We start from the raw sequence: 18,969 nt of genomic DNA on the forward strand, positions 1-18,969 counted from the left end.
GCAGCGCGAACCCTTCGGAAAGGGCGTCAAAAAAGTCCGGTCAGCTTGCGTTAAGCCGCCGGGCCGGATTTCTGGCGCTCCGCTATTCAGAAAATTTGGATCGGGGCGCCTTGAGACTCTTCCGGCAAGACGGCCAGCATGGCGACAGCCCGCGCATTGCGCGCATGGCGCAGAACGACGATCGCCGCGCAGGCAGTCAGTCGGAAGACGATACGCGCCTTGTCGCCCTTGCCGGCAAGGGCAGTGTCGATGCCTTCACCATTATAGTCGAACGGCACAGTTCCGCCCTCTACCGTGTTGCCTATCGCATGCTCGGGGACGGAGCCGAGGCGGAGGACGTGGTCCAGGAATGCTTCGCCCGCCTGTGGACGCAGGCCGCCAACTGGAGCGCGCGCGGTGCCGGGCTGGTCGGCTGGCTCCACCGCGTAACCATGAACCTGTGTCTCGACCGGCTGCGCAAGACCCGCCCGTCCTTTTGCGACACTCTCCCGGATATCCATGACGAGGCCCCGCTGGCCGACCGGCGCATCGAAGGGCACGAGGCGCGCATGGCGATCGAGCGGGCGCTCAACGCCTTGCCGCCCCACTACCGGGCCGCCCTGGCACTCAGCTATTTCGAAGGCTTCCCCAATTCTGTAGCCTGCGACGCCATGGACATGAACCTCAAGGCCTTCGAGTCCCTGCTCGTGCGTGCGCGGCGCCAGCTGCGCGGCCTGCTGGAATCGAGCGAATTTTCGCTGGCCGATGTGGAATTCATGCCATGATTACGCGGCATAACGAGGCGGAAGCCGCTCTGGACCGCGCGCTCTCCCGCACGCCCACTCCGCAGGTCCCGCCGGGACTGTCGGCGCGAATCGTGGCTGACGTCACTCGCCTGCCGCAGGACGCTCCCGGCCTCATCCGCAGCGATACGTCCCATTCGCCCGAAGCGCCGCGCAGCCGGCTGGCAACGGGTTTCGCAGTCGCAGCCGTGCTTGCGATCGGCCTTCTCGGCACGGCCTTGATCACGCGCAGCGGCGAGCGCGGCATGCCTCCGCCGGACCGCATGCTCGCAGCCGATGTGTCCCCGGCCTCGGCCCCGACCGCACCACCGCTTGGCAGCCAGTCCCCTGCCCTCGCCGAGGCGGCACTCGATGTGCCTTCCGCAACCAGCGCCCCGGGTAACCGGAATAGACAGGCTACGCAGATCGATCCCCAGAATATCGCCAGCGAGCGGCCGGAAAGCGTCAGCCACGCATCGAAAGCTCTTGCCGTTCGCCAGTCTGTCACAGCGCCTGCAACGCCGCAGGCTCCTACCGGGCAGCAGCAGCCGGTGGAACTCGCCCACAAAGATAATCCAGCCGAAACGCCCACAATCGGCCCAGTGGATTCCTCGGCATCGCCCGCACCTGTCTATGGCCCGCCTGCGGCGCAAGGCCTCGGCGTAGCCGGCGGCAAGCTGAACCCTCCCGCAACACAGGGCCCGCCGCGGAGCGAGCCTTCGCATGCCGGCCCCGGCGGCAGCACGGGCGGCCCCAACCGCCCCTGGTAAGCGCCAGGCGAGGCGCCGGAGCCGCCTTTGCAGGCAGTCCTGCACAGCCAATTCAAAATTACTCGCAAATCGCACGTCTAATCAGTTGACAGCCCGCCCACCCCCCCGCTATCGGCCCGCTCCTACCTGCTGTTCCGGAGCTTTTCCGAAGCAGCCCGTGCCCAGATGGCGGAATTGGTAGACGCACCGTCTTCAGGTGGCGGCGCTCGCAAGGGCGTGGAGGTTCGAGTCCTCTTCTGGGCACCATCACCTCCTAAGCCATTGATTGGCTTAGGAATGCTAGGAAATCCAAGGCTTTTCCCCAAGTGGCTGCTACAAATGTAACAGTCAGGGAAGCCGAAATGTGTTCCTATCTTCGCCCGAGAAATGGTGGCGTATATTACACCCGCATGGTGGTCCCGCCCCGACTTCGGTCAATCATCGGGAAAAGCGATCTAGGCCGCTCACTGAAAACGAAAGACCGCGCCGAAGCTAAGCGGCTACTGCCCGCGTGGCTTGAAGAGGCGCAATCCATTATAGCGGCTGCCGAAAGAGAGCTTGCCGACCGAGAAGCCCGCGCGGCTTCAAATGCTGTCATCTATCCTATGACCCAGAGCCAAGCGGATTGGGAGGACGAAAACGCCGAGTTCTGGCAGGAGTTCGAGCGAAGGGATGAAGCTAATGCGGAAGCCGAAGAGGCATTGGAAGCAAGGCTCAGTCGTCCGGTCGAACTGCTGAGCGAAAACGAGGCGGCAGCGAAGCGCTTGCTGAGAAGCGCCCGCTATGAGCGCGACCGTTATCGAGAACGGTATTATCGAAGGAAGCGAAGGGACGCGGCTGCCCCCGCTCGGATTGCTCCAAGTTCCCCGGAGCCCGCCGTCACCATCACCGGAATGTTTGAAGGATACGCCTCCCAAGATGGGATCAACGAGGCCACTGCCCGGCAGTTTCGGGCGATCATCAAGCATCTGGTCGCATTCCTGGGCCATGACGATGCAAAGGCGGTCACGTTGCCAGACTTGGCACGGTGGCGAGAGCACTTGCTCCAAGAGCCAATGGCGGACGGCAAGCCCCGCTCCGCCAAAACGATCAACGGTAGTTATCTGGCCGCTGCAAACGTCGTGTTTTCTTATGGCCTCAATATGCTGTTGATCGCAGCGAATCCGACAACCGGCTTGGCTAAGGCTCGCGTCCCGAAAGTCGCCAAGCTGCGAGAGAAGGACTTCACTAAGGCAGAGCGGCGCACCATCCTCGCAGCAGCACTCCTCCCGACGGATGGCAGACTTTCACAAGAGCGCGCCTTTGCTCGCCGGTGGGTTCCTTGGCTCTGCGCATATACTGGCGCACGAGTGAATGAGATGACCCAGATACGGAAAGAGGACATTCAGAAGATCGACGGTGTTTGGACGGTTCGCATCACGCCAGAGGCAGGAGGGGTTAAGACCAATGAGGCCCGAACCGTCCCTTTGCACGAACACTTGATTGACCAAGGCTTTGTCGCGGCGATCAGCGGCAAGGATGATGGCCCCCTGTTTTATGACCCGGACCGGCAAAGGGGCGGGAGCGTCCGAGGACAGCACAAGAAGGTTGGCATGTTTTTGGCCCAGTGGGTGCGTGACCTGGGCGTCAATGATCCTAATGTTCAACCCAATCACGCTTGGCGACACACGTTCAAAGGCATCTGCTTGGAAGCTGGGATCGAAGAACGGGCGGCTGATTACATGCAAGGTCACGCCTCAAAAGGGCAGGGACGCAAATACGGTTCAAACACAATCCCAGCACTGGCCAACCAGCTTGCCAAGTTTCCCCGTTTTGAGATTGGTGAGGGGTTGGCGGAAGTCTGAGACCAGATGATCCGCCATCAAGGCAGTGGCTCAATAATGCCCCACGGCTCCCGAACTAAGATAGATAGTCCAGGCTCGAAGGCTGCGGATGGAGCCTCATTATATCCATGGCTAAGCCATGTCTTCCCATGGGTATTTTAATAGATATGAACCTTAGGGGCCTAGCGGGATGGAGTTTGTCCGGCTCTCCCCCATGTCTATTCCATTGGTACAATGTGGTATCCCATGGGGATTCCTGAAATAGATATGAGGGAGGCCGGCAAGCATGAACCTTGAGGGGCGCTGAGCGGTCTGTGAGATGCCGGTGACACCAAGCTGCCAAGCAGCCTCTCCCAAGGTGTCATAAAGCTAACCGACCAAGGCCAATCGCTTCCTGTGTGCGTGATGGTATCAAATCCACCGACGAGACGGAATGCAGTTCGCCTCCCCTAGTCGTTTCAGGCAATACGCGTCGGAGGCGCACCAGGAGGTCGTGGAGTGCGCAAGGCACCCTTCCCTCCCCGCCGGACAATGGACATGAGCCTTCTCCTTCCTGAGCCGTCGCCGAACGATCAGGAACTCAACCGAACCAAGGCACGATGGAGATTTGTGGGATGCCACTTCCCGCCCCCCGGTGACGGCACCCCTTCGTCATTTAAGCGGGCCGCCATTGCACGGATACTCAGCCCTTCGTCTCGCATGGCCGATAGTCGCCCTGCGAACGGCTCCAGGCGCTCCACCGCGTCCGCCTTGTTCCGACTAGCCAGCACCGCGCCATTGCGCCCCAGGACCGTTCCACGCGCTTTTGCGGCGGCGAGTGCGGCCTTGGTCCGCTGCGAGATGATTTCCGCTTCCTTTTCCGCCAGGGCGGCGAACAGGTGCAGTTGGAAACGGTCGGCATGGGGCATGTCAGCAACCGCGAAGTCCACCCCCGTTTCCATGAGGCCAGAGACGAAGTGGACATTGCGCGCCAGGCGATCCAGCTTGGCCAGGACCAGCCGTGCCTTGCTGCGCTTTGCCTGTGTCAGTGCCGCCAGCAGTTGAGGGCGCTTGGCCAGGGCGTTGCTACCCTTACCCGTCTCCACCTCCACATATTCCCCGATCAACTCCAGGCGCGCCTCAGCCGCGTACCGCGCCACCGCTTCGCGCTGGGCCTCCAGCCCCAGACCGCTCCGGCCCTGGCGATCAGTTGATACGCGCAGATAACTGATAGCCTGGCCTAGATATTCCATGAGCTTGCCCCTCACCGTACACACATTAACCTCTGTTTATATGTGCACAGTCTACATGACAAGAGGTCTGTTGCGCCATCGAGGGGGTGCCGGGGGATTTTCTCCCATTCTGGTAGGAGGGAGGGTCGCGCATAGGCGCGTCAGATTCAGATTGTGAAGTGGTATGGCGGCATAGTTGTAGGCGCTGTAGGGCCTGTAGACTTGATATGGAGGGAATCCGACTTCATATGGGATCTAGATTAAACGATAGGATGAACTGTCATGCCCACCACCATAACGTTGCCCGACGAGCTGTTTGCCAAGCTTCAGAAACATGCGATTCCGCTTGTGGATACACCGCTGACCGTAATTGAGCGGGCGCTCACCGCTTTGGCGCAGGGGGACGAGGAGCCGACTGCAGCGGAGGGCTCCAGCGTCCGTTCCTTCAATCCCGCCGCCCCTCCCAGCCTCACCTACACCACCCCGCACCTGGTGCGGATTGGCGGCAAGCTGCTCCCTGGTAGCAAGACTTATTGGAACCCGCTGATGTTCGCGGTGATTGCTGAGGCCGCAGAGCGGGGCGTCCGCTCCGAAGATATCTGTGATCTACTGACCGTAAACTACCAGAAGGGAAAGAAAGAGGACGCGGGTTTCAATTACATACCGAACGCTGGCATTTCGGTCCAAGGTCAGGATGCAAATGGCGCGTGGAGGCAGGTATACCGCTTAGCTTCCAGCTTGGGCATATCGGTACAAGTAGAGTTCGGTTGGCAGAACACCGAGAAAGCCGCCATGCCGAACACCGCTGGCTCGTTCTACATTGAAGGTGAATGAGGAGGCTATTTTGAGCGACAAGATTGCGCAAGCAATGCTGACCATTAGCAAGATCACGGACCCTGACAAGCTCCACACAATTATCCGCAACGCGAACGTTGCAAAAGAAACTGCTGTGGCGCGGGCAGCGCAGGAGCGCCTCTATGAGGTTGCACCCGCGTTTGCTCCGGGCAGTTTTGAGCACGCTGTCTGGAAATGCATCTACGCGCTGGAGGATGCCAAGACTGAAGAGAGGGGATTAACAATCCGCCTCGGTCGTACCCGGCAAAAAATTGCCAGAGATGGCGAGTATCAAACTGTCCTGGATTTGGTGACTGGTAAGAAGTCGTCGGGGTTCGACATGATGATCGAACGCGATATGCCGCAGTACACCTTTGAGGCCGTCACGCTTCGCCACCCTGAATTGTTCGACCACGAAACACGGAAGCTGGCCAGCGAGCGCTTGGCGGAAGTTGGGTACAAGGGGGAGTGAGTACCGTGAGGAACTTGGCCTGATATTCGCTTGCCAGTCTGGCCGGTTCGAGTCCTCATTTAGGACTCAAATCACTTCGCCTTTTGCTCCCCACTTGCCCAAACTGCTACAATCGGGTCTTCCAACTACTATAGCAGCCATTTGGAAAAGCATGGATTTCTGCGGTTTTCTGGCGATAAGTGCCTTGTCCTCTTCTGGCACCATTCCTTTCCAACTATCGGAAACGACAGGGAAACCTCGCTTCGGCGGGGTTCCTTCGGCGTTTTTGGCTGCCGCTCGGGCGGCATAAAAAACTCGTAGGCCCTGTGCCTCGCTTACCGTGCTAGAGCGGGCCCATGGTCGAAATGACAAATCGCCAGCGCCTGGCCGGCTATTTTCGCGATGCGAATGCGGTTTCCGGGGATGTGCTGATCTTTTCACTCGCCACGGCGGGCACTTACCTCGCCCAGTCGTGGGAACGGCCGATCAGCGCCGTCCTGATCTATCTGGTGGGGGTGATGGTCATCGGTGCCCGTTCGGGCCTCGTGTGGGGCCTGGCTGCGGCGCTCTCGGCTTCACTGGTCTACAACTTCTTTCTGAGCGAACCGGTCTTCAGCTTCAGCACTCCTTCGGCGGATGAATGGATTCCGCTGATTGCATTCAACGCCAGTGCGATCCTGTCGGGTGCGATGGCCGGCAGGCTGAAGGACAGCGTGAAGCTGGCCCGCACGGCCGAGGAAAAGAATGCCCATCTGCTGCGGCTGAGCGATGAGTTGCAGCGGGCCATCACCGTGGACGACGTTGCCCGCATCGCGCGGCGCAGCCTGCCTTTCGGGCGATTGCTCGATCTGGAAATTTCGCTGATCCGCAAGGGCGAGGAGTATTCCCGGCCAGAGGAAGCGGCCGAGCCCGACACCGGCTTCCGCACTCTGCCCCTCAATGGCGCGGAAGGAACCATCGGGAGCGTTTGCTTCGAACTGGACCGGCGATCCAATGTCCATATCGGCCTGCCGGATCTGCAGGGCATTGCGATCATCCTGGGCCTGGCGATCGACCGCTGCCAGTTGCTGGAACGTCTTTCCGAAAGCGCCGCACTGCAGAAATCGGAAGAACTCAAGACCGCGATCCTCTCTTCCGTCTCGCATGATCTGCGCACGCCACTGACCGCGATCGAGGCCGCTGCGACGAGCCTGCGATCCTTCGACAGGAGCCTGACCCCCGCCGACCGGGAAAAGATGCTGGATACGATCAGCCAGCAATGCCGCAAGCTCAATCGCTATACCGCCAACCTGCTCGACATGGGGCGCATCCAGGCCGGCATTCCCGATTTCCTATTCATCGAAGTGGATGTGATCGAGATATTGGGCGTGGTGCTGGGCGCCATCCGCGAGGCCTATCCGGGGCAGGAGATCGAGAAGCAGATCCAGCTCGATACGGCCGTGGTAAAGGCCAATCCGGCCATGCTGGAACAGGTGATCTTCAACCTGATCGAGAACGCCATCCTTCACGGCGCCAGCATAAGGCCGATCTATGTCGTGATTACCCGCGCGGCGGGGAATTGCGTGCTGGAAATCGTGGATTTCGGCCCCGGCATCACGCTGGATGAGCAGCCACTGGTGTTCAACAAATTCTACCGCTCCCGCTCGGCCACGCATCGGGAGGGCAATGGGCTGGGCCTGCATATCGCCAATGGCTTTGCCGAGGCATTCGGCGGCACGATCCGCATCGTCAGCCCCCATTTCGAAGGGCATGGCACCAAGATCGCGGTGGAACTGCCGCTGGCCGATGTCTCGCTGGATCGGGTCGGCACATGGGGATGAACATTCTGCTGGTGGATGACGAGCCGGCCATCGTCACGGCGCTGAGTCCGGTGCTGCAATCGCAGGGCTATTTCATCACCTCGGCGGAATCGGCCGCGAGCGCACTGAAGACAGCCGAGATGAAGCAGTTCGATCTCGTGCTGCTCGATCTGGGCCTGCCCGATGCGGATGGCGTGGATATCATCGCCAAGCTCAAGCAACTGTGCCACGCCGTCATCATCCTTTCCGCCCGCCACCAGGAGGCGGAAAAGGTCCGCGCGCTGGATGAAGGGGCAGACGATTACGTCAACAAGCCCTTCGGGATCGAGGAATTGCTGGCCCGCATTCGTGCTGCCGGGCGGCGTTCGGGAATGGGCAGCCCCGGCGGGCTCACGCGCTTCGTCTCGCGGGAACTGTCAGTGGATTTCGCCACGCGCGAGGTGCGGCTGCTGGGCGAGGAAATCCGGCTTTCGCCCAAGGAATTCGCGCTGCTGGAAACGCTATGCCGCCATTCAGGGCAGGTCGTGACGCATCGCAAGTTGCTGATAGCCGGATGGAACGATCCCCATGCCGACAGCCAGTATCTGCGCAGTTACATCGCCCTGCTGCGGCAAAAGCTGGAATATGACGCTTCCGAGCCGCAGCTGATCCTGACCGAACCGGGCGTAGGCTATCGCCTGGGCGCGGCGCCTCTGCCGGATTGATCGAACGCCGGATCGCCGGATGGAGCGGCTCGAGAGAGATAGCCGGCACCCACTCGCAAGGCGCCGGCTATCGGGAATTCAGGCGCAATTCCGTTATCTCGGTTGAAACTCCGCCGCTCCGGCCAGCCTAGCGCAATCGCGCCCCTTGCGTACCTACAGCATTTTCACATCGGCCGGGGGTACGCGACGAGCCGTGTAAAAAAGCCATGCTAACGCGATGGCGCGCCCTGCCCTAACCTGCCGCTCGATACTGGCCGGGCCTTCGGGAGCGCTGCGGCCGGACATGGAGAAAAATGCATGAAGAACGCAATTCGGGTTGGCCTGATCCTTGCCGCGACCACCGGGCTCGCCGCCTGCTCCAAGAAGTCGGACGTGCAGGACCTGCCGCCGCCGCCGGCTACGGTTGCCACTTCGCCCGCCACCCCTGCTCCGCCGCAGCCGACCGGCCCGATCCCGGGCAGCAATGCGGACTTCGTGGCGCAGATGCAGGGCCGCAACGTGGTCTATTTCGACACGGACAAGTTCGACATCGACGCGACCGACGCGGCGGCCCTTCGTGCCCAGGCCGAATGGCTGAAGCGTTACCCGGCCAAGCGCGCCACTATCGAAGGTCACTGCGACGAACGCGGCACGCGCGAATACAATATCGCGCTGGGCGAGCGCCGCGCCAATGCGGCCAAGAACTATCTTGTCAGCGTGGGCATCGATGCCTCGCGCCTGGCGGTGGTCAGCTATGGCAAGGAACGTCCGGTGGCGCTGGGCTCCGATGAAGCCGCATGGGCGCAGAACCGCCGCGCCGCCACGATTACGATCGACTGACCGTCCACCTGACCCAACCCCACCCCCCGGGCGGGCAGTCGACAAAAAGGGCCGGTGCGTAATGCACCGGCCCGAATTTGCCTCGGCGATCGACTGCTATCGCCGGGCAGGTCAGAATTCTCCCGCCACGCCGACGCGGAAGGCGGTGTTCTTTCCGCCAGCCTGGGAGAAGCCGACGGTGATCGCGAAAGGATTGTCGAGGTTCAGGCGGTGCGCCATGCTGACGCCGACTGCAGCCTGACCGCGAAATTCCGCAAGATTGAACACATAGCTGGTGCGGCCCGGCGCCGAAGGGATCGGTGCGTCCGACATGGCGACCGCTGCAGCAATACCCTGACGAGCTTCCCGGCGATCCCGAGCGGCCATGTCGTAAAGCTGGGCCTGCCCTTCCTCCAGCGAGCCCAGACGTTCGTCATGCTGATCGAGGCGGGTCTCGGCGGAATCGAGCCGGGTTTCATGATCTGCGACCTGGTTGCCGAGCGCATCCACTTCTTCGCCCAGCGCATCGACCGCATCGCTCAGATCGGCGACTTCGTCGCCCAGTGCGCCGATGTCGCCACTGCCGCCAACCTGCCCGTTCAACGCGGCAATCTGGGAGCCCTGCGCCGCGATCTGGCTCGCCTGCGATGCCAGCTGGTCGTTTACAACATCCATCTGGGCGTTGAGATCGTCGATGGCGGAGTTGATGGGGGTGAGATCGACCGAGCCGCCACCGCCGCCGCCTGCGGGAATGGCGGTCATGCCCAGATTGCCGTCGCCGTCGGCAGTGACCATGTAGAGCGTGCCCGTCTGGTAGTCGTTGCCGTTGATGAGCCCCCCGACCGTGACCGACTGCTGCGAATTACCGAGCATGATCTGCCCTTCTCGAGTGGTGGCAGCGCTGGGGCCGATGGCGACGGAATTGTAGAATAGCGCCTGCGAGCTGGCACCGAGGGCAAGGGCGCTGCCGCCGGTGACTTGCGCCGCATAACCCAGCGCAATGCCATAGGTCGCGTCCACGCTGGCGTTAGTGCCGATCGCGATGCCTTTTTCCGCGCCCGTCTTGACCTTCGCAACGGAGCCGATTGCGATGCTGTCGATCGCTTGCGTGTTCGCCTCCATGCCAAGGGCAAGCGAGGAACCGGCCATGGCCTGTGCGCTGGCACCGAGCGCGACAGCGTAATCGACCGAATCCGCGCTGAAGCCCACCGCGGTGCTGGATTTCGTAGCCGTGGCGCTGTTACCCAGCGCGAGCCCCCGTTCGCCGGTGGCAGACGCACCCTGACCCAGTGCCGCAGAGTTAATGCCACTCGCACTCGCCAGATTGCCAAGCGCCACCGCTCCTTCGGCGGTTGCCTTGGAGCGGTCACCCGCGGCAAGCGAGGAGGAGCCGGAGGCCTCTGCCTTGGTACCCAGTGCGGTCGCCCCCTGACTCGAGGCTTTGGCTAGGTTACCAAAGACCGATGCGTTGCTTGCAGTGGCTTCCGTATCAAAGCCGACTGCTGTCGAGCCAAGACCACTGGCGACCGTGCTGCTACCCAGCGCCGTCGCGCCAATGACACTGGCATTGGCAGCTCCGCCTAGGGCGGTGGCTGACTCCGCACCGGCGGTAGCATTGCCACCCACCGCAGTTGCCCAAGTGCCGGTCGCCTCGCTGCTGAAGCCGATGGCGACACCATTGGTGCCACCGCTTGCCGTAGCTTCGAAGCCTACGGCGGTCGATTGAACGCCGGTCGCGGCAGCATAGGTGCCAATCCCGGTGGCCTTGTCGCCGGTCGCGCTAGCATGATCACCGCAGGCCAACGCATTCGCGTCATAGCCGACGTCGCCATCGTTGGCACCAGCGGTGCTGTCGCCTACATCGGGCGCATCGCTCTTGTTGGTGTCGATAAGACATTCCGCCGCGTGGGCTCGCTCGGCCGGCGCAAGCAGGGCAGCGGCGCAGACGGTTGCGAACAGGCCCGCGACACCGAAGCCCAGGCGCTTGCTGTTTTCAGCGCGCTCGATATTGGTCAGATACTTCATTTCATACTCCCCCTTGAAAAGAAACTCGGCGCAGTCGCCGGATGGGGAGCAAGTATGAGTGCCGTGTTGTTCAGGTGTTTCTTGAAAACCTGATTTTTGTTTCTTTTGTTTCAGATTGAATTTGACAAATTTTCAAATTCAACCCTCAGGTATAAGCATGTACCCTTCGCCACGCACGGTTTTGATGACCGAGGGCCTGGCAGGATCGCGCTCGATCTTCTTGCGAAGGCGAGTGATGCGGATATCGATCGACCGGTCATAGGGATCCCAGCGCTGGTGGTGCGCCATCTCCAGCAGTTGATCGCGCGACAGCACGCGCTTGGGATGCGTGATGAAAGTGTAGAGCAGGTCGAATTCCATCGCCGTCAGCGGCACGGCATTGCCCTGATCGTCGAACATGCGGTGCTGTTCCGTGTCCACCACGCATTTGCCCAGGCGGATGCGCGTGGCCGGTCGACCATCGGCATGCATAGGCGACATGGTGCGACGCAGGATCGCCTTGATGCGGGAACGCAGCTCCGCCGGTTCGAATGGCTTGGGCAGGTAATCGTCTGCCCCCATTTCCAACCCGATCACACGGTCCATCGTGCTGCCCATGCCGGTGAGCAGCATCACCCCGCAATGATATTCGGAGCGCAGCCAGCGCGTGAGCGAAAGCCCATCCTCACCCGGCATGCGGAGATCGCAGATCACCAGATCGGGCCGCACCTGCGGGACGGCAAGGCGCAGTTCGGGCCCGCCCGAAACGCAGGTCACGTCATAGCCTTCACCGACCAGATATTCCTGCAGCATGTCGCGCACGTCGGCTTCGTCGTCGCAGACGATGATCCGAGCTCGGGTGGCATTCATTGCCCGCTCTCCCCATCGATCAGGAGCTTGACCTCTTCCCAGACCTGCACGGGGTCGAACGGCTTTTCCAGCAGGACATGCCCTGCAGGTATCTGCGCGCGCGTGCGCTCGCGCTGGAGCACGTCGCCGGACACGAAGATCATCTTGCGCGCCAGCACCGGATCGCGCCGGGCAAGTTCGCGATGAAAGGCGATCCCGTCCATGCCGGGCATCTTGAGATCGGTGACCACCACATCGAAATTCCGTGCCGAGATATTGGTCAGCGCCGCAAGCGCATTGAAACGCACTTCGCAGGTCAGGCCGTAAGCCTCGAGACACTCGGCCAGCATTTCGGCGATCTCCGGCTCGTCATCCACGATCAGAACCCGCCCGCGCGAGGCGGCGGGGACGGCCTGCTCCTGCTGCGCCGTATCGCCCGGATGTTCCAGAACCGGCAGGACGATGCGGAAGCAGGCGCCTTCAGGGCCATTGGCCGCCAGTTCCAGCACGCCGCCCTGCGCCTCGATCATGCCCCGGCTCACCGGCAGGCCCATGCCGGTACCGGTGCCGACATCCTTGGTGGTGAAGAAAGGATCGAAAATGCGAGTGGCGAGCCCTTCGTCCACGCCCGGGCCGGTATCGCGGACCAGCACGTAAAGCGCGCCGCTGCGCGGATCGCGCCCCGCCTCGATCTCCAGCCGCTTCTCCCCCTCCAGCCCTTCCATCGCATGCTGGGCATTGACGAAGAGGTTGATCAGCACCTGCACGATCTGGTCACCATCGGCATAGGTCAGCGGCAGATCTTCGCCTGCGGTCAGCGAGACCTCGATCCCCGCGCTGGCGAGGCCATATTCGGTGAGATCGAGCGCAGCCTCGATCAGATCGGTGAGCTGGACAAGGCTGCGCTGGGGGCCGGACTGGCGAGCCATGGCGAGGAAGGTCTTCACGATCCGCCCGCAGCGTTCGGCCGCCGCACGCAGCTTATCGATGGAGGCTTCCTGCGGAGTGCCGGCAAGCTGGTCCTTGAGCATCGCCGCGCGGCCCACCACAATCGCCAGCGGATTGTTCAGCTCATGGCTGACCCCGGCAAGCAACTGGCCAAGTGCACCCAGCTTCTCGGCCTGATACAGGCTCTCACGCGAGGCGACGAGGTCTGCCTGGGCCTTCCGCTCTTCCGAGATGTCGACCACGATCTCGCCCACATGCCGCACCTTGCCGTCGGGATCGCGGATCGGGAAGACAGTGCATTGGCCCAGCCGCGGGCCACCGGGCAGATGATATTCATATTCGTCCACCTGTGGCTCGCCGCTCTCGATCACGCGGCGAATCTGGGCGCGAGCACGAGCCTCGTCTTCATGGCGCAGGACCGGCGTGCCCATATGCGGCACGTCGTCGCGCTTGAGGCCATATCTGTTCGCGACCCAGTCATTCATCAGGAGCAACGCGCCATCGGTGTTGCGGATGCTCATGGTGGCGGGCGCATGGCGGAAGAAGGCTTCGAACCGTGCCATGGCCTGCTCGCGCTCGGCAGCGATGCGCCGCTGCTCGGTCAGATCGCGCATGAAAGCGACGATGCGCCGCCGCCCGCCCTCGAATATCTGCGTCAGCGCCAGTTCGACCGGGAACACACTGCCATCGCGGCGCAGGCCCTCCAGTTCCACCCTGCGGCGCCCGATCATGGCCTGCGGATTGTCACGCAGCCGCGCCATGCCCGCCCGATGCGCAGCGCGATAGGGATGCGGAATGATCGCCTCGTCCAGCAACTGCCCGCGCACTTCCTGCTCCAGCCAGCCGAATGTCTCTTCGGCGGCAGGATTGAAATAGAGGATGCGTCCTTCCTCGTCGGCCACCACGATGCAGTCGATGGCGGACCTGAGGATTTCCAGCATGAAGGGATTGTCCCCTGCCGCTCCTGCAGCAGTGCCTCCGGCGGCGCCCGTAAGGTTGCCCGCCTCTTGCGCAATGGCGGCCATGGAATCGGCGGCTTCATTCGTCATGGCTCGATGCTTGCCTTCTTTTCTGCATCGCTTGCAGCATTTTTTCCATCGAGCCGGCGCGACCTGAAGGGGAATTCCGGCTCTTTGCCGGGCACCCTACACAGGCCAGCGCTTCCGCCTTGTTTCTGTTTCGGCGGAGAATTGTTTCAATTGTTTCAGCCCCGCGCGCGGCGCAGGCAAAAAGGGCCGCGACCCTCACCGTTTCCGGCGAAGATCGCGGCCCTCCCCCCCTTTGGATCAGAACTGCTTCTTCAGCGTCACCGCCCATTCACGCGGACGGCCCGGCTGGGCATTGGTGTAACCCTGGCCGCCAGTCGTCTGGTCGTTGATGCTGAGGTAGTAGTATTTGTCGAACAGGTTGGTAACCTCGGCCGCGATGCTCAGATCGCCTTCCTCATTACGCCAGGTGAGCCGCGCATTGGCCAGAGTGTAACCGGGGATCAGATTGCTGTCCCGGTTGATGGCATTGGTGTGCATCTTGCCCTGATAGGCCGCATCGATACGCGGGGTGAGCGTCCCGGCCTTTCCGCCCAGATCGATCTCATATTGCGCGCCGATGCTCCACTTCCATGCCGGAGTGAAGGCCGGATAGTCGCCGAATTGCGGGGCGTTGATGTTGGTCGGCCCGCCAACGCTGACCGAGCCGCCGCCCGGCGTGGCGAAGCTGGCGAACTTCTTGTAGTCGAAGTCCAGATAGGCCAGCGAGCCATCGATCAGGAAGCCGTCCACCGGCTCGATCGTGGTCTCGACCTCGATCCCCTTCATCTCGGCATCGCCCGCATTCACCGGCAGGGCGCAAGGTGCTCCGAAGCCGGTACCAGCCTGCACAGTGCAGTTGGTGAGGGTGAGCTGGATGCCCTTATACTTGCTGAAGAAGCCAGCCACATTCAGGCGCACACGACGATCGAACAGATCGCTCTTGAAGCCCGCTTCCCACGATTGCAGCGTTTCCGGCCCGAAAGGCAGCACCTGCTGCGGATAGAAGGGACGCGGATTGACGCCGCCGCCCTTATAGCCCGTGGCGAACTGGGCATAGGTCATGAACTGATCGTTCCAGCGGTACTGGAGGGCGATGCGGTAATCGACCTGATCGCCCGCCGACGTGCCGACCAGCCCGTTGAGCGGAGCCAGCGCCGCCGGGGCGGGGCCGCCTTCCGGGCTGCGGCGGACATATTGGTAGGTCTTCTTCTCGTCCGTGTAACGAATGCCGCCATTGACGCTGAGCGCCTCGGTGGCATTCCAGGTGACATTGGCGAACACGGCTTTGCTGGTCAGGTCGACCGGGTCGCTCTGCTCGAAGCGCAGGTTCGAGCTGCGCAGCCCCTGGAACGAGGTGTAGACCGACTTCTGATCACCGTAATAGCCGCCGATCGTGTACTGGACCTCGTCATTCTCGCCGAAGGCGCCGTTGAGGCGAAGTTCCTGGCTGAAGGAATGGAAAGTCAGTGGGCCGTAACCCAGGCTGTGCGCCATGGGCGAGGTATCGTTGTCGTTCTCGAAGTTCGAGACATATTCGCGATAGGCCGTGATCGAGACCAGTTTCAGGCGATCCGCCAGATCCCAGTCGAGCTGGCCGGAAATGCCCCAGCCTTCGAACTTGATCCGCCCAGCAGCCTGATCGCGGAACGGCGAGTTGGTGTCCGGCTCGTTCGTGTAGCTGGCAAAGTTGCAGTAGGGCCCGCACACGAAGCGCGTGTCATAGGCAATGCCCGGACCATAGGGATTGATGTCGCGGCCCGGTGCAGTGGCATTGTTGTAAGGCGGGTTCGCGGGCAGCGGGAAGTGCGGGCTCGCCAGCACATCGTTGGGATAATAGGTTTCGAGCAGGACGGAACCTACCTGCCAGCGATCGTCCAGCGTGTAATCGGCGATGATATTGATATCGACCGTGTCGGTCGGACGCCAACGCAGCTGGCCACGCAGGCCGAAGAGGTTGACGTTACCCTCATCCGCCACAACGCAATCGCTGCCCGACGGCATGGTGGCGGGAATGCCGCCCACGGCCGGATTGATTTCCGCCCCGGCGTTCAGCGGCGCGTCCGACGGCAGGCGATCGCCGCCGCCCATCGGATAGACGCAGCCGAAGTCCAGCCGCTTGACGTAGCCTTCCTGCTTCTTGGCCACGCCCGCAAACCGTGCGTCGAGCCCTTCGGCGAGGTTGAAATCGGCACTGCCGCGCAGGTCGACACGGTTGCGGCTGCCATAGGCCGCCTGGATCGAGCCGGTATTGGTGCCTTCGGGGCGCTTGGAATAGAGCTTCACCGCACCGCCGATGGAATTGCGGCCTGCCAGCGTGCCCTGCGGCCCGCGCAGGATCTCCACCCGGTCGAGGTCCAGCAGATCGAACATCGAGCCAGTGAGCGTGGCGTAATAGACGTCGTCCACATAGAGGCCGACGCCCGGCTCCAGCGCCGGGTTAAAGTCATATTGGCCGACACCACGAATATTGGCCGCGATGGACGGGCCGAAGGCAGCGCCCTGGGGCTTGAGCGTAACCGAAGGCGCCTGATTGGCAACCTGGGTGATGTCGGTCTGGCTGCGGGCCTCCAGCATCGCGGAGTTCACTGCGGTGATCGCCAGCGGCGTATCCTGCAGGTTCTGCTCGCGGAACTGGGCGGTAACGATGATCTCGCCCGTGTCTGCCTCTTCCTTCGCGGCGGTTTCTTCCTGGGCGTGAGCAAGCGCCGGTGCGAACAGCACCAGCGCAGACGTGCCCAGAATAAACGATTTCAACCTCATGCTTCCCCTCCTCCTGAGAAAACGTCAGGCGCCCCACCGCAGACGGCAAACGCCTAACCAACAGCCTCCTTCCGCGCGGATCGCGCGGCAGGCCGGTTCGAGGACGCGCGCCGTATTTCGGCTTCTTCGTCATCGATGGCCTTTTGAACCTTGCCGAGCAGGCGCAGCAACTGGCCGCGCTCCTCGGGTTCGAGATAAATGGCGAGCCGCTGTTCGGCATCGCCGTGCCGCTCCAGCAGATCGGCCAGAGCAGCCTCGCCCTGCGGCGTAATGTATAGCCCCTTGCTGCGCCCGTCCCGCCCCTCGGCGCGGGTCAGCAGGCCGCGAGCCTCCAGCCGGTTGGCTACCTTCATGCCCACCGAACGTCCCCCGGCGAGCGCCTGGCCAAGCATGGTCTGGTTGCAGCCCGGTCGTTCCCGGACAAGTGCCAGCGCAGTCGTGTCAGCCGGTCGCAATCCTGTGCCATCAAGCCGGCGATGGACGCTGCGCAACGCGGCACAGCGAGCCATATCCAGTTGATAACCGACAATTTCAGCAAGTTTCATCGCCCCCAACCTGAATAATTGTATCCAATGGATACAATTCCTGCAACGGAATTATGTCCAGCCAAAACGCCTAGGTCATAATACGCAGGGAGGCGAGCGCGATCGGCCGGACGCGCAGATCGCTCCGGGAGAAGGCCCGATTGAGAGGCGGAAGTTGGGGGAAAGCGCCGCTTCGCCCCCTACTCGCGGCTTATTTCATCGTAGGCATGGTGAATTCGGCGCCCGCACGGATGCCCTTGGGCCAGCGGGTCGTCACCGTCTTGAGGCGGGTATAGAAACGCACCCCTTCCGCCCCATGCATGTGATGATCGCCGAACAGTGACGCCTTCCACCCGCCAAAGCTGTGGAACGCCATCGGCACGGGGATCGGCACATTCACGCCCACCATGCCCGCCTGAATGCGATAGGTGAATTCGCGCGCCGCATCGCCGTCGCGCGTGAAGATCGCAGTGCCGTTGCCATATTCATGTTCGTTCACCAGCCGCACTGCGTCCTCGAAATCGGGGCTGCGCACCACGGAGAGGACCGGACCGAATATCTCCTCGCGATAGATCGCCATGTCCGGCGTCACATCGTCGAACAGGGTACCGCCCAGGAAATAGCCGCCTTCATAGCCCTGAAGCTCCAGCCCTCGCCCGTCGACAACCAGCTTTGCTCCCTCGGCAATGCCGCTTTCGATATAGGAGGCGACCTTGTCGCGATGGGCTGCCGTGACGAGCGGCCCCATCTCGGCCTCAGGATCGGTGCCCGGCCCGACCTTGAGCGCACGCACGCGCGGGGCGAGCTTCGCGATCAGGGCGTCCGCCGTCTCCTTGCCCACCGGCACAGCGACCGATACTGCCATGCAGCGCTCCCCAGCCGAGCCATAGGCCGCGCCCATCAGTGCATCGCAAGCCTGATCCAGATCGGCATCGGGCAGGATCACCATGTGGTTCTTCGCCCCACCGAGCGCCTGACAACGCTTGCCGTTCTGCGCCGCTGTTTCGTAGATGTAGCGTGCAATGGGGGTGGAGCCCACGAAGCTGATCGCCTTGACCAGCGGATCGGCAAGCAGCGCATCGACTGCTTCCTTGTCACCATGGACGACATTGAACACACCCGCCGGAAGCCCCGCCTCGGTCAGCCATTCGGCAATCAGCAGCGAGGCGGAAGGATCGCGTTCCGACGGCTTGAGGATGAAGCAATTGCCGCAAGCCAGCGCCACAGGGAACATCCACATCGGGACCATGGCCGGGAAGTTGAACGGCGTGATCCCCGCCACCACGCCCAGAGGCTGGCGGATCGCGTGGCTGTCTATGTCACGGCCGACATTTTCGCTGAATTCGCCCTTCAGCAGTTGCGGCGCGGCCGTCGCGAATTCCACTACCTCCAGCCCACGCTGGACCTCCCCGAGAGCGTCGGAGAGCAACTTGCCATGCTCGGCAGTGATGACCTCTGCCAGTTGCCCGGACCGCGCCTCCAGAATGCGCAGGAAGCGGTTGAGGACACGCGCGCGCTGCAGCGGCGGAGTGGCCGCCCAGCCGGGAAAGGCCGCCTGGGCTGCACGCACTGCCGCGCCCACTTCCGCCGCCGATGCGAGCGGAACGCGGCCGCTCTGTTCCCCGGTTGCGGGGTTGAACACGGGCGCATTGCGTCCGCTGCCGCCCGCCACCCGGCGTCCGGCAATGTAATGGGTAATCTGGGCCATTCGCGCGCGTCTTTCTTC

15 protein-coding genes and 1 tRNA gene are annotated in these 18,969 nt (G+C 62.4%); 9 read left to right on the forward strand and 7 right to left on the reverse strand.

Annotated features, from left to right (window positions below; genetic code table 11):
* The first annotated feature begins 110 nt into the window (after positions 1–110).
* From WFP36_RS05445 to WFP36_RS05460, 4 genes are all read left to right on the forward strand, one after another.
* Positions 111–764 carry an RNA polymerase sigma factor gene (locus WFP36_RS05445; protein ID WP_336978551.1) on the forward strand — a complete coding sequence of 218 codons (654 nt, stop codon included), beginning with the start codon at positions 111–113 and terminating at the stop codon, positions 762–764.
* Complete coding sequence (locus WFP36_RS05450) at positions 761–1,531, forward strand: hypothetical protein (protein WP_336978553.1); 771 nt, start codon at positions 761–763, stop codon at positions 1,529–1,531. Before WFP36_RS05445 ends, WFP36_RS05450 begins: the two co-directional genes overlap by 4 nt.
* A gap of 159 nt (positions 1,532–1,690) precedes the next feature.
* Positions 1,691–1,777 (forward strand) — tRNA-Leu (locus tag WFP36_RS05455).
* Between the two features lie 95 nt (positions 1,778–1,872).
* The gene (locus tag WFP36_RS05460; protein ID WP_336978555.1) at positions 1,873–3,354 is read left to right on the forward strand and encodes a DUF6538 domain-containing protein; all 1,482 of its coding nucleotides are present in this window, start codon (positions 1,873–1,875) and stop codon (positions 3,352–3,354) included.
* Positions 3,355–3,905: 551 nt separating this feature from the next.
* Here WFP36_RS05460 and WFP36_RS05465 read toward each other — a convergent pair.
* Positions 3,906–4,565: a recombinase family protein gene (locus tag WFP36_RS05465; RefSeq protein ID WP_336978556.1), complete on the reverse strand. Its 660-nt coding sequence runs from the start codon at positions 4,563–4,565 to the stop codon at positions 3,906–3,908.
* A gap of 261 nt (positions 4,566–4,826) precedes the next feature.
* Between WFP36_RS05465 and WFP36_RS05470 the strand changes: the two genes are divergently transcribed.
* From WFP36_RS05470 to pal, 5 genes are all read left to right on the forward strand, one after another.
* Entirely contained in the window at positions 4,827–5,378 is a 552-nt protein-coding gene (locus WFP36_RS05470; RefSeq protein ID WP_336978558.1) for a T4SS efffector SepA family protein, read from the forward strand.
* 10 nt (positions 5,379–5,388) lie between these two features.
* Positions 5,389–5,850: a hypothetical protein gene (locus tag WFP36_RS05475; RefSeq protein ID WP_336978559.1), complete on the forward strand. Its 462-nt coding sequence runs from the start codon at positions 5,389–5,391 to the stop codon at positions 5,848–5,850.
* Between the two features lie 335 nt (positions 5,851–6,185).
* Positions 6,186–7,649, forward strand: coding sequence for an ATP-binding protein (locus WFP36_RS05480; protein ID WP_336978561.1), 1,464 nt, complete (start codon positions 6,186–6,188; stop codon positions 7,647–7,649).
* Complete coding sequence (locus tag WFP36_RS05485; protein ID WP_336978563.1) at positions 7,640–8,332, forward strand: response regulator transcription factor; 693 nt, start codon at positions 7,640–7,642, stop codon at positions 8,330–8,332. The genes WFP36_RS05480 and WFP36_RS05485 overlap by 10 nt, the downstream gene beginning before the upstream one ends.
* A 297-nt stretch (positions 8,333–8,629) precedes the next feature.
* Positions 8,630–9,151, forward strand: coding sequence for a peptidoglycan-associated lipoprotein Pal (gene pal, locus WFP36_RS05490; protein WP_336978565.1), 522 nt, complete (start codon positions 8,630–8,632; stop codon positions 9,149–9,151).
* 111 nt (positions 9,152–9,262) lie between these two features.
* On the opposite strand, the gene WFP36_RS05495 is transcribed toward pal, so the two are convergent.
* The 6 genes from WFP36_RS05495 to WFP36_RS05520 form a co-directional block, all read right to left on the reverse strand.
* Positions 9,263–11,155, reverse strand: a complete 1,893-nt coding sequence (locus tag WFP36_RS05495; RefSeq protein ID WP_336978567.1) for a hypothetical protein — start codon at positions 11,153–11,155, stop codon at positions 9,263–9,265.
* A gap of 138 nt (positions 11,156–11,293) precedes the next feature.
* Positions 11,294–12,004, reverse strand: a complete 711-nt coding sequence (locus WFP36_RS05500) for a response regulator transcription factor (protein ID WP_336978569.1) — start codon at positions 12,002–12,004, stop codon at positions 11,294–11,296.
* Positions 12,001–13,980 carry a hybrid sensor histidine kinase/response regulator gene (locus tag WFP36_RS05505; protein ID WP_336978571.1) on the reverse strand — a complete coding sequence of 660 codons (1,980 nt, stop codon included), beginning with the start codon at positions 13,978–13,980 and terminating at the stop codon, positions 12,001–12,003. The genes WFP36_RS05500 and WFP36_RS05505 overlap by 4 nt, the downstream gene beginning before the upstream one ends.
* Before the next feature lie 237 nt (positions 13,981–14,217).
* Positions 14,218–16,719 carry a TonB-dependent receptor gene (locus tag WFP36_RS05510; RefSeq protein WP_336978573.1) on the reverse strand — a complete coding sequence of 834 codons (2,502 nt, stop codon included), beginning with the start codon at positions 16,717–16,719 and terminating at the stop codon, positions 14,218–14,220.
* Positions 16,720–16,772: 53 nt separating this feature from the next.
* On the reverse strand, positions 16,773–17,264 hold the full coding sequence (locus tag WFP36_RS05515; protein WP_336978575.1) for a MarR family winged helix-turn-helix transcriptional regulator: 492 nt from the start codon (positions 17,262–17,264) through the stop codon (positions 16,773–16,775).
* Positions 17,265–17,454: 190 nt separating this feature from the next.
* Positions 17,455–18,951 (reverse strand): CoA-acylating methylmalonate-semialdehyde dehydrogenase, encoded by a 1,497-nt coding sequence (locus WFP36_RS05520; protein ID WP_336978576.1) that lies wholly within the window; start codon positions 18,949–18,951, stop codon positions 17,455–17,457.
* Positions 18,952–18,969: the final 18 nt, after the last annotated feature.

Origin of the sequence: Fulverythrobacter fulvus (genome assembly GCF_037154085.1) — a bacterium.
Taxonomy (GTDB): Bacteria; Pseudomonadota; Alphaproteobacteria; order Sphingomonadales; family Sphingomonadaceae; genus Andeanibacterium; species Andeanibacterium fulvum.

What these genes read in the sequence shown, in the direction of transcription:
- WFP36_RS05450 (WP_336978553.1), top strand. Translation starts at nt 761, where the DNA reads ATGATTACGCGGCATAACGAGGCGGAAGCCGCTCTGGACCGCGCGCTC.
- WFP36_RS05460 (WP_336978555.1), top strand. Translation starts at nt 1,873, where the DNA reads ATGTGTTCCTATCTTCGCCCGAGAAATGGTGGCGTATATTACACCCGC.
- WFP36_RS05465 (WP_336978556.1), bottom strand. Translation starts at nt 4,565, where the DNA reads ATGGAATATCTAGGCCAGGCTATCAGTTATCTGCGCGTATCAACTGAT.
- WFP36_RS05470 (WP_336978558.1), top strand. Translation starts at nt 4,827, where the DNA reads ATGCCCACCACCATAACGTTGCCCGACGAGCTGTTTGCCAAGCTTCAG.
- WFP36_RS05480 (WP_336978561.1), top strand. Translation starts at nt 6,186, where the DNA reads ATGGTCGAAATGACAAATCGCCAGCGCCTGGCCGGCTATTTTCGCGAT.
- WFP36_RS05485 (WP_336978563.1), top strand. Translation starts at nt 7,640, where the DNA reads ATGGGGATGAACATTCTGCTGGTGGATGACGAGCCGGCCATCGTCACG.
- pal (WP_336978565.1), top strand. Translation starts at nt 8,630, where the DNA reads ATGAAGAACGCAATTCGGGTTGGCCTGATCCTTGCCGCGACCACCGGG.
- WFP36_RS05495 (WP_336978567.1), bottom strand. Translation starts at nt 11,155, where the DNA reads ATGAAGTATCTGACCAATATCGAGCGCGCTGAAAACAGCAAGCGCCTG.
- WFP36_RS05500 (WP_336978569.1), bottom strand. Translation starts at nt 12,004, where the DNA reads ATGAATGCCACCCGAGCTCGGATCATCGTCTGCGACGACGAAGCCGAC.
- WFP36_RS05505 (WP_336978571.1), bottom strand. Translation starts at nt 13,980, where the DNA reads ATGACGAATGAAGCCGCCGATTCCATGGCCGCCATTGCGCAAGAGGCG.
- WFP36_RS05510 (WP_336978573.1), bottom strand. Translation starts at nt 16,719, where the DNA reads ATGAGGTTGAAATCGTTTATTCTGGGCACGTCTGCGCTGGTGCTGTTC.
- WFP36_RS05515 (WP_336978575.1), bottom strand. Translation starts at nt 17,264, where the DNA reads ATGAAACTTGCTGAAATTGTCGGTTATCAACTGGATATGGCTCGCTGT.
- WFP36_RS05520 (WP_336978576.1), bottom strand. Translation starts at nt 18,951, where the DNA reads ATGGCCCAGATTACCCATTACATTGCCGGACGCCGGGTGGCGGGCGGC.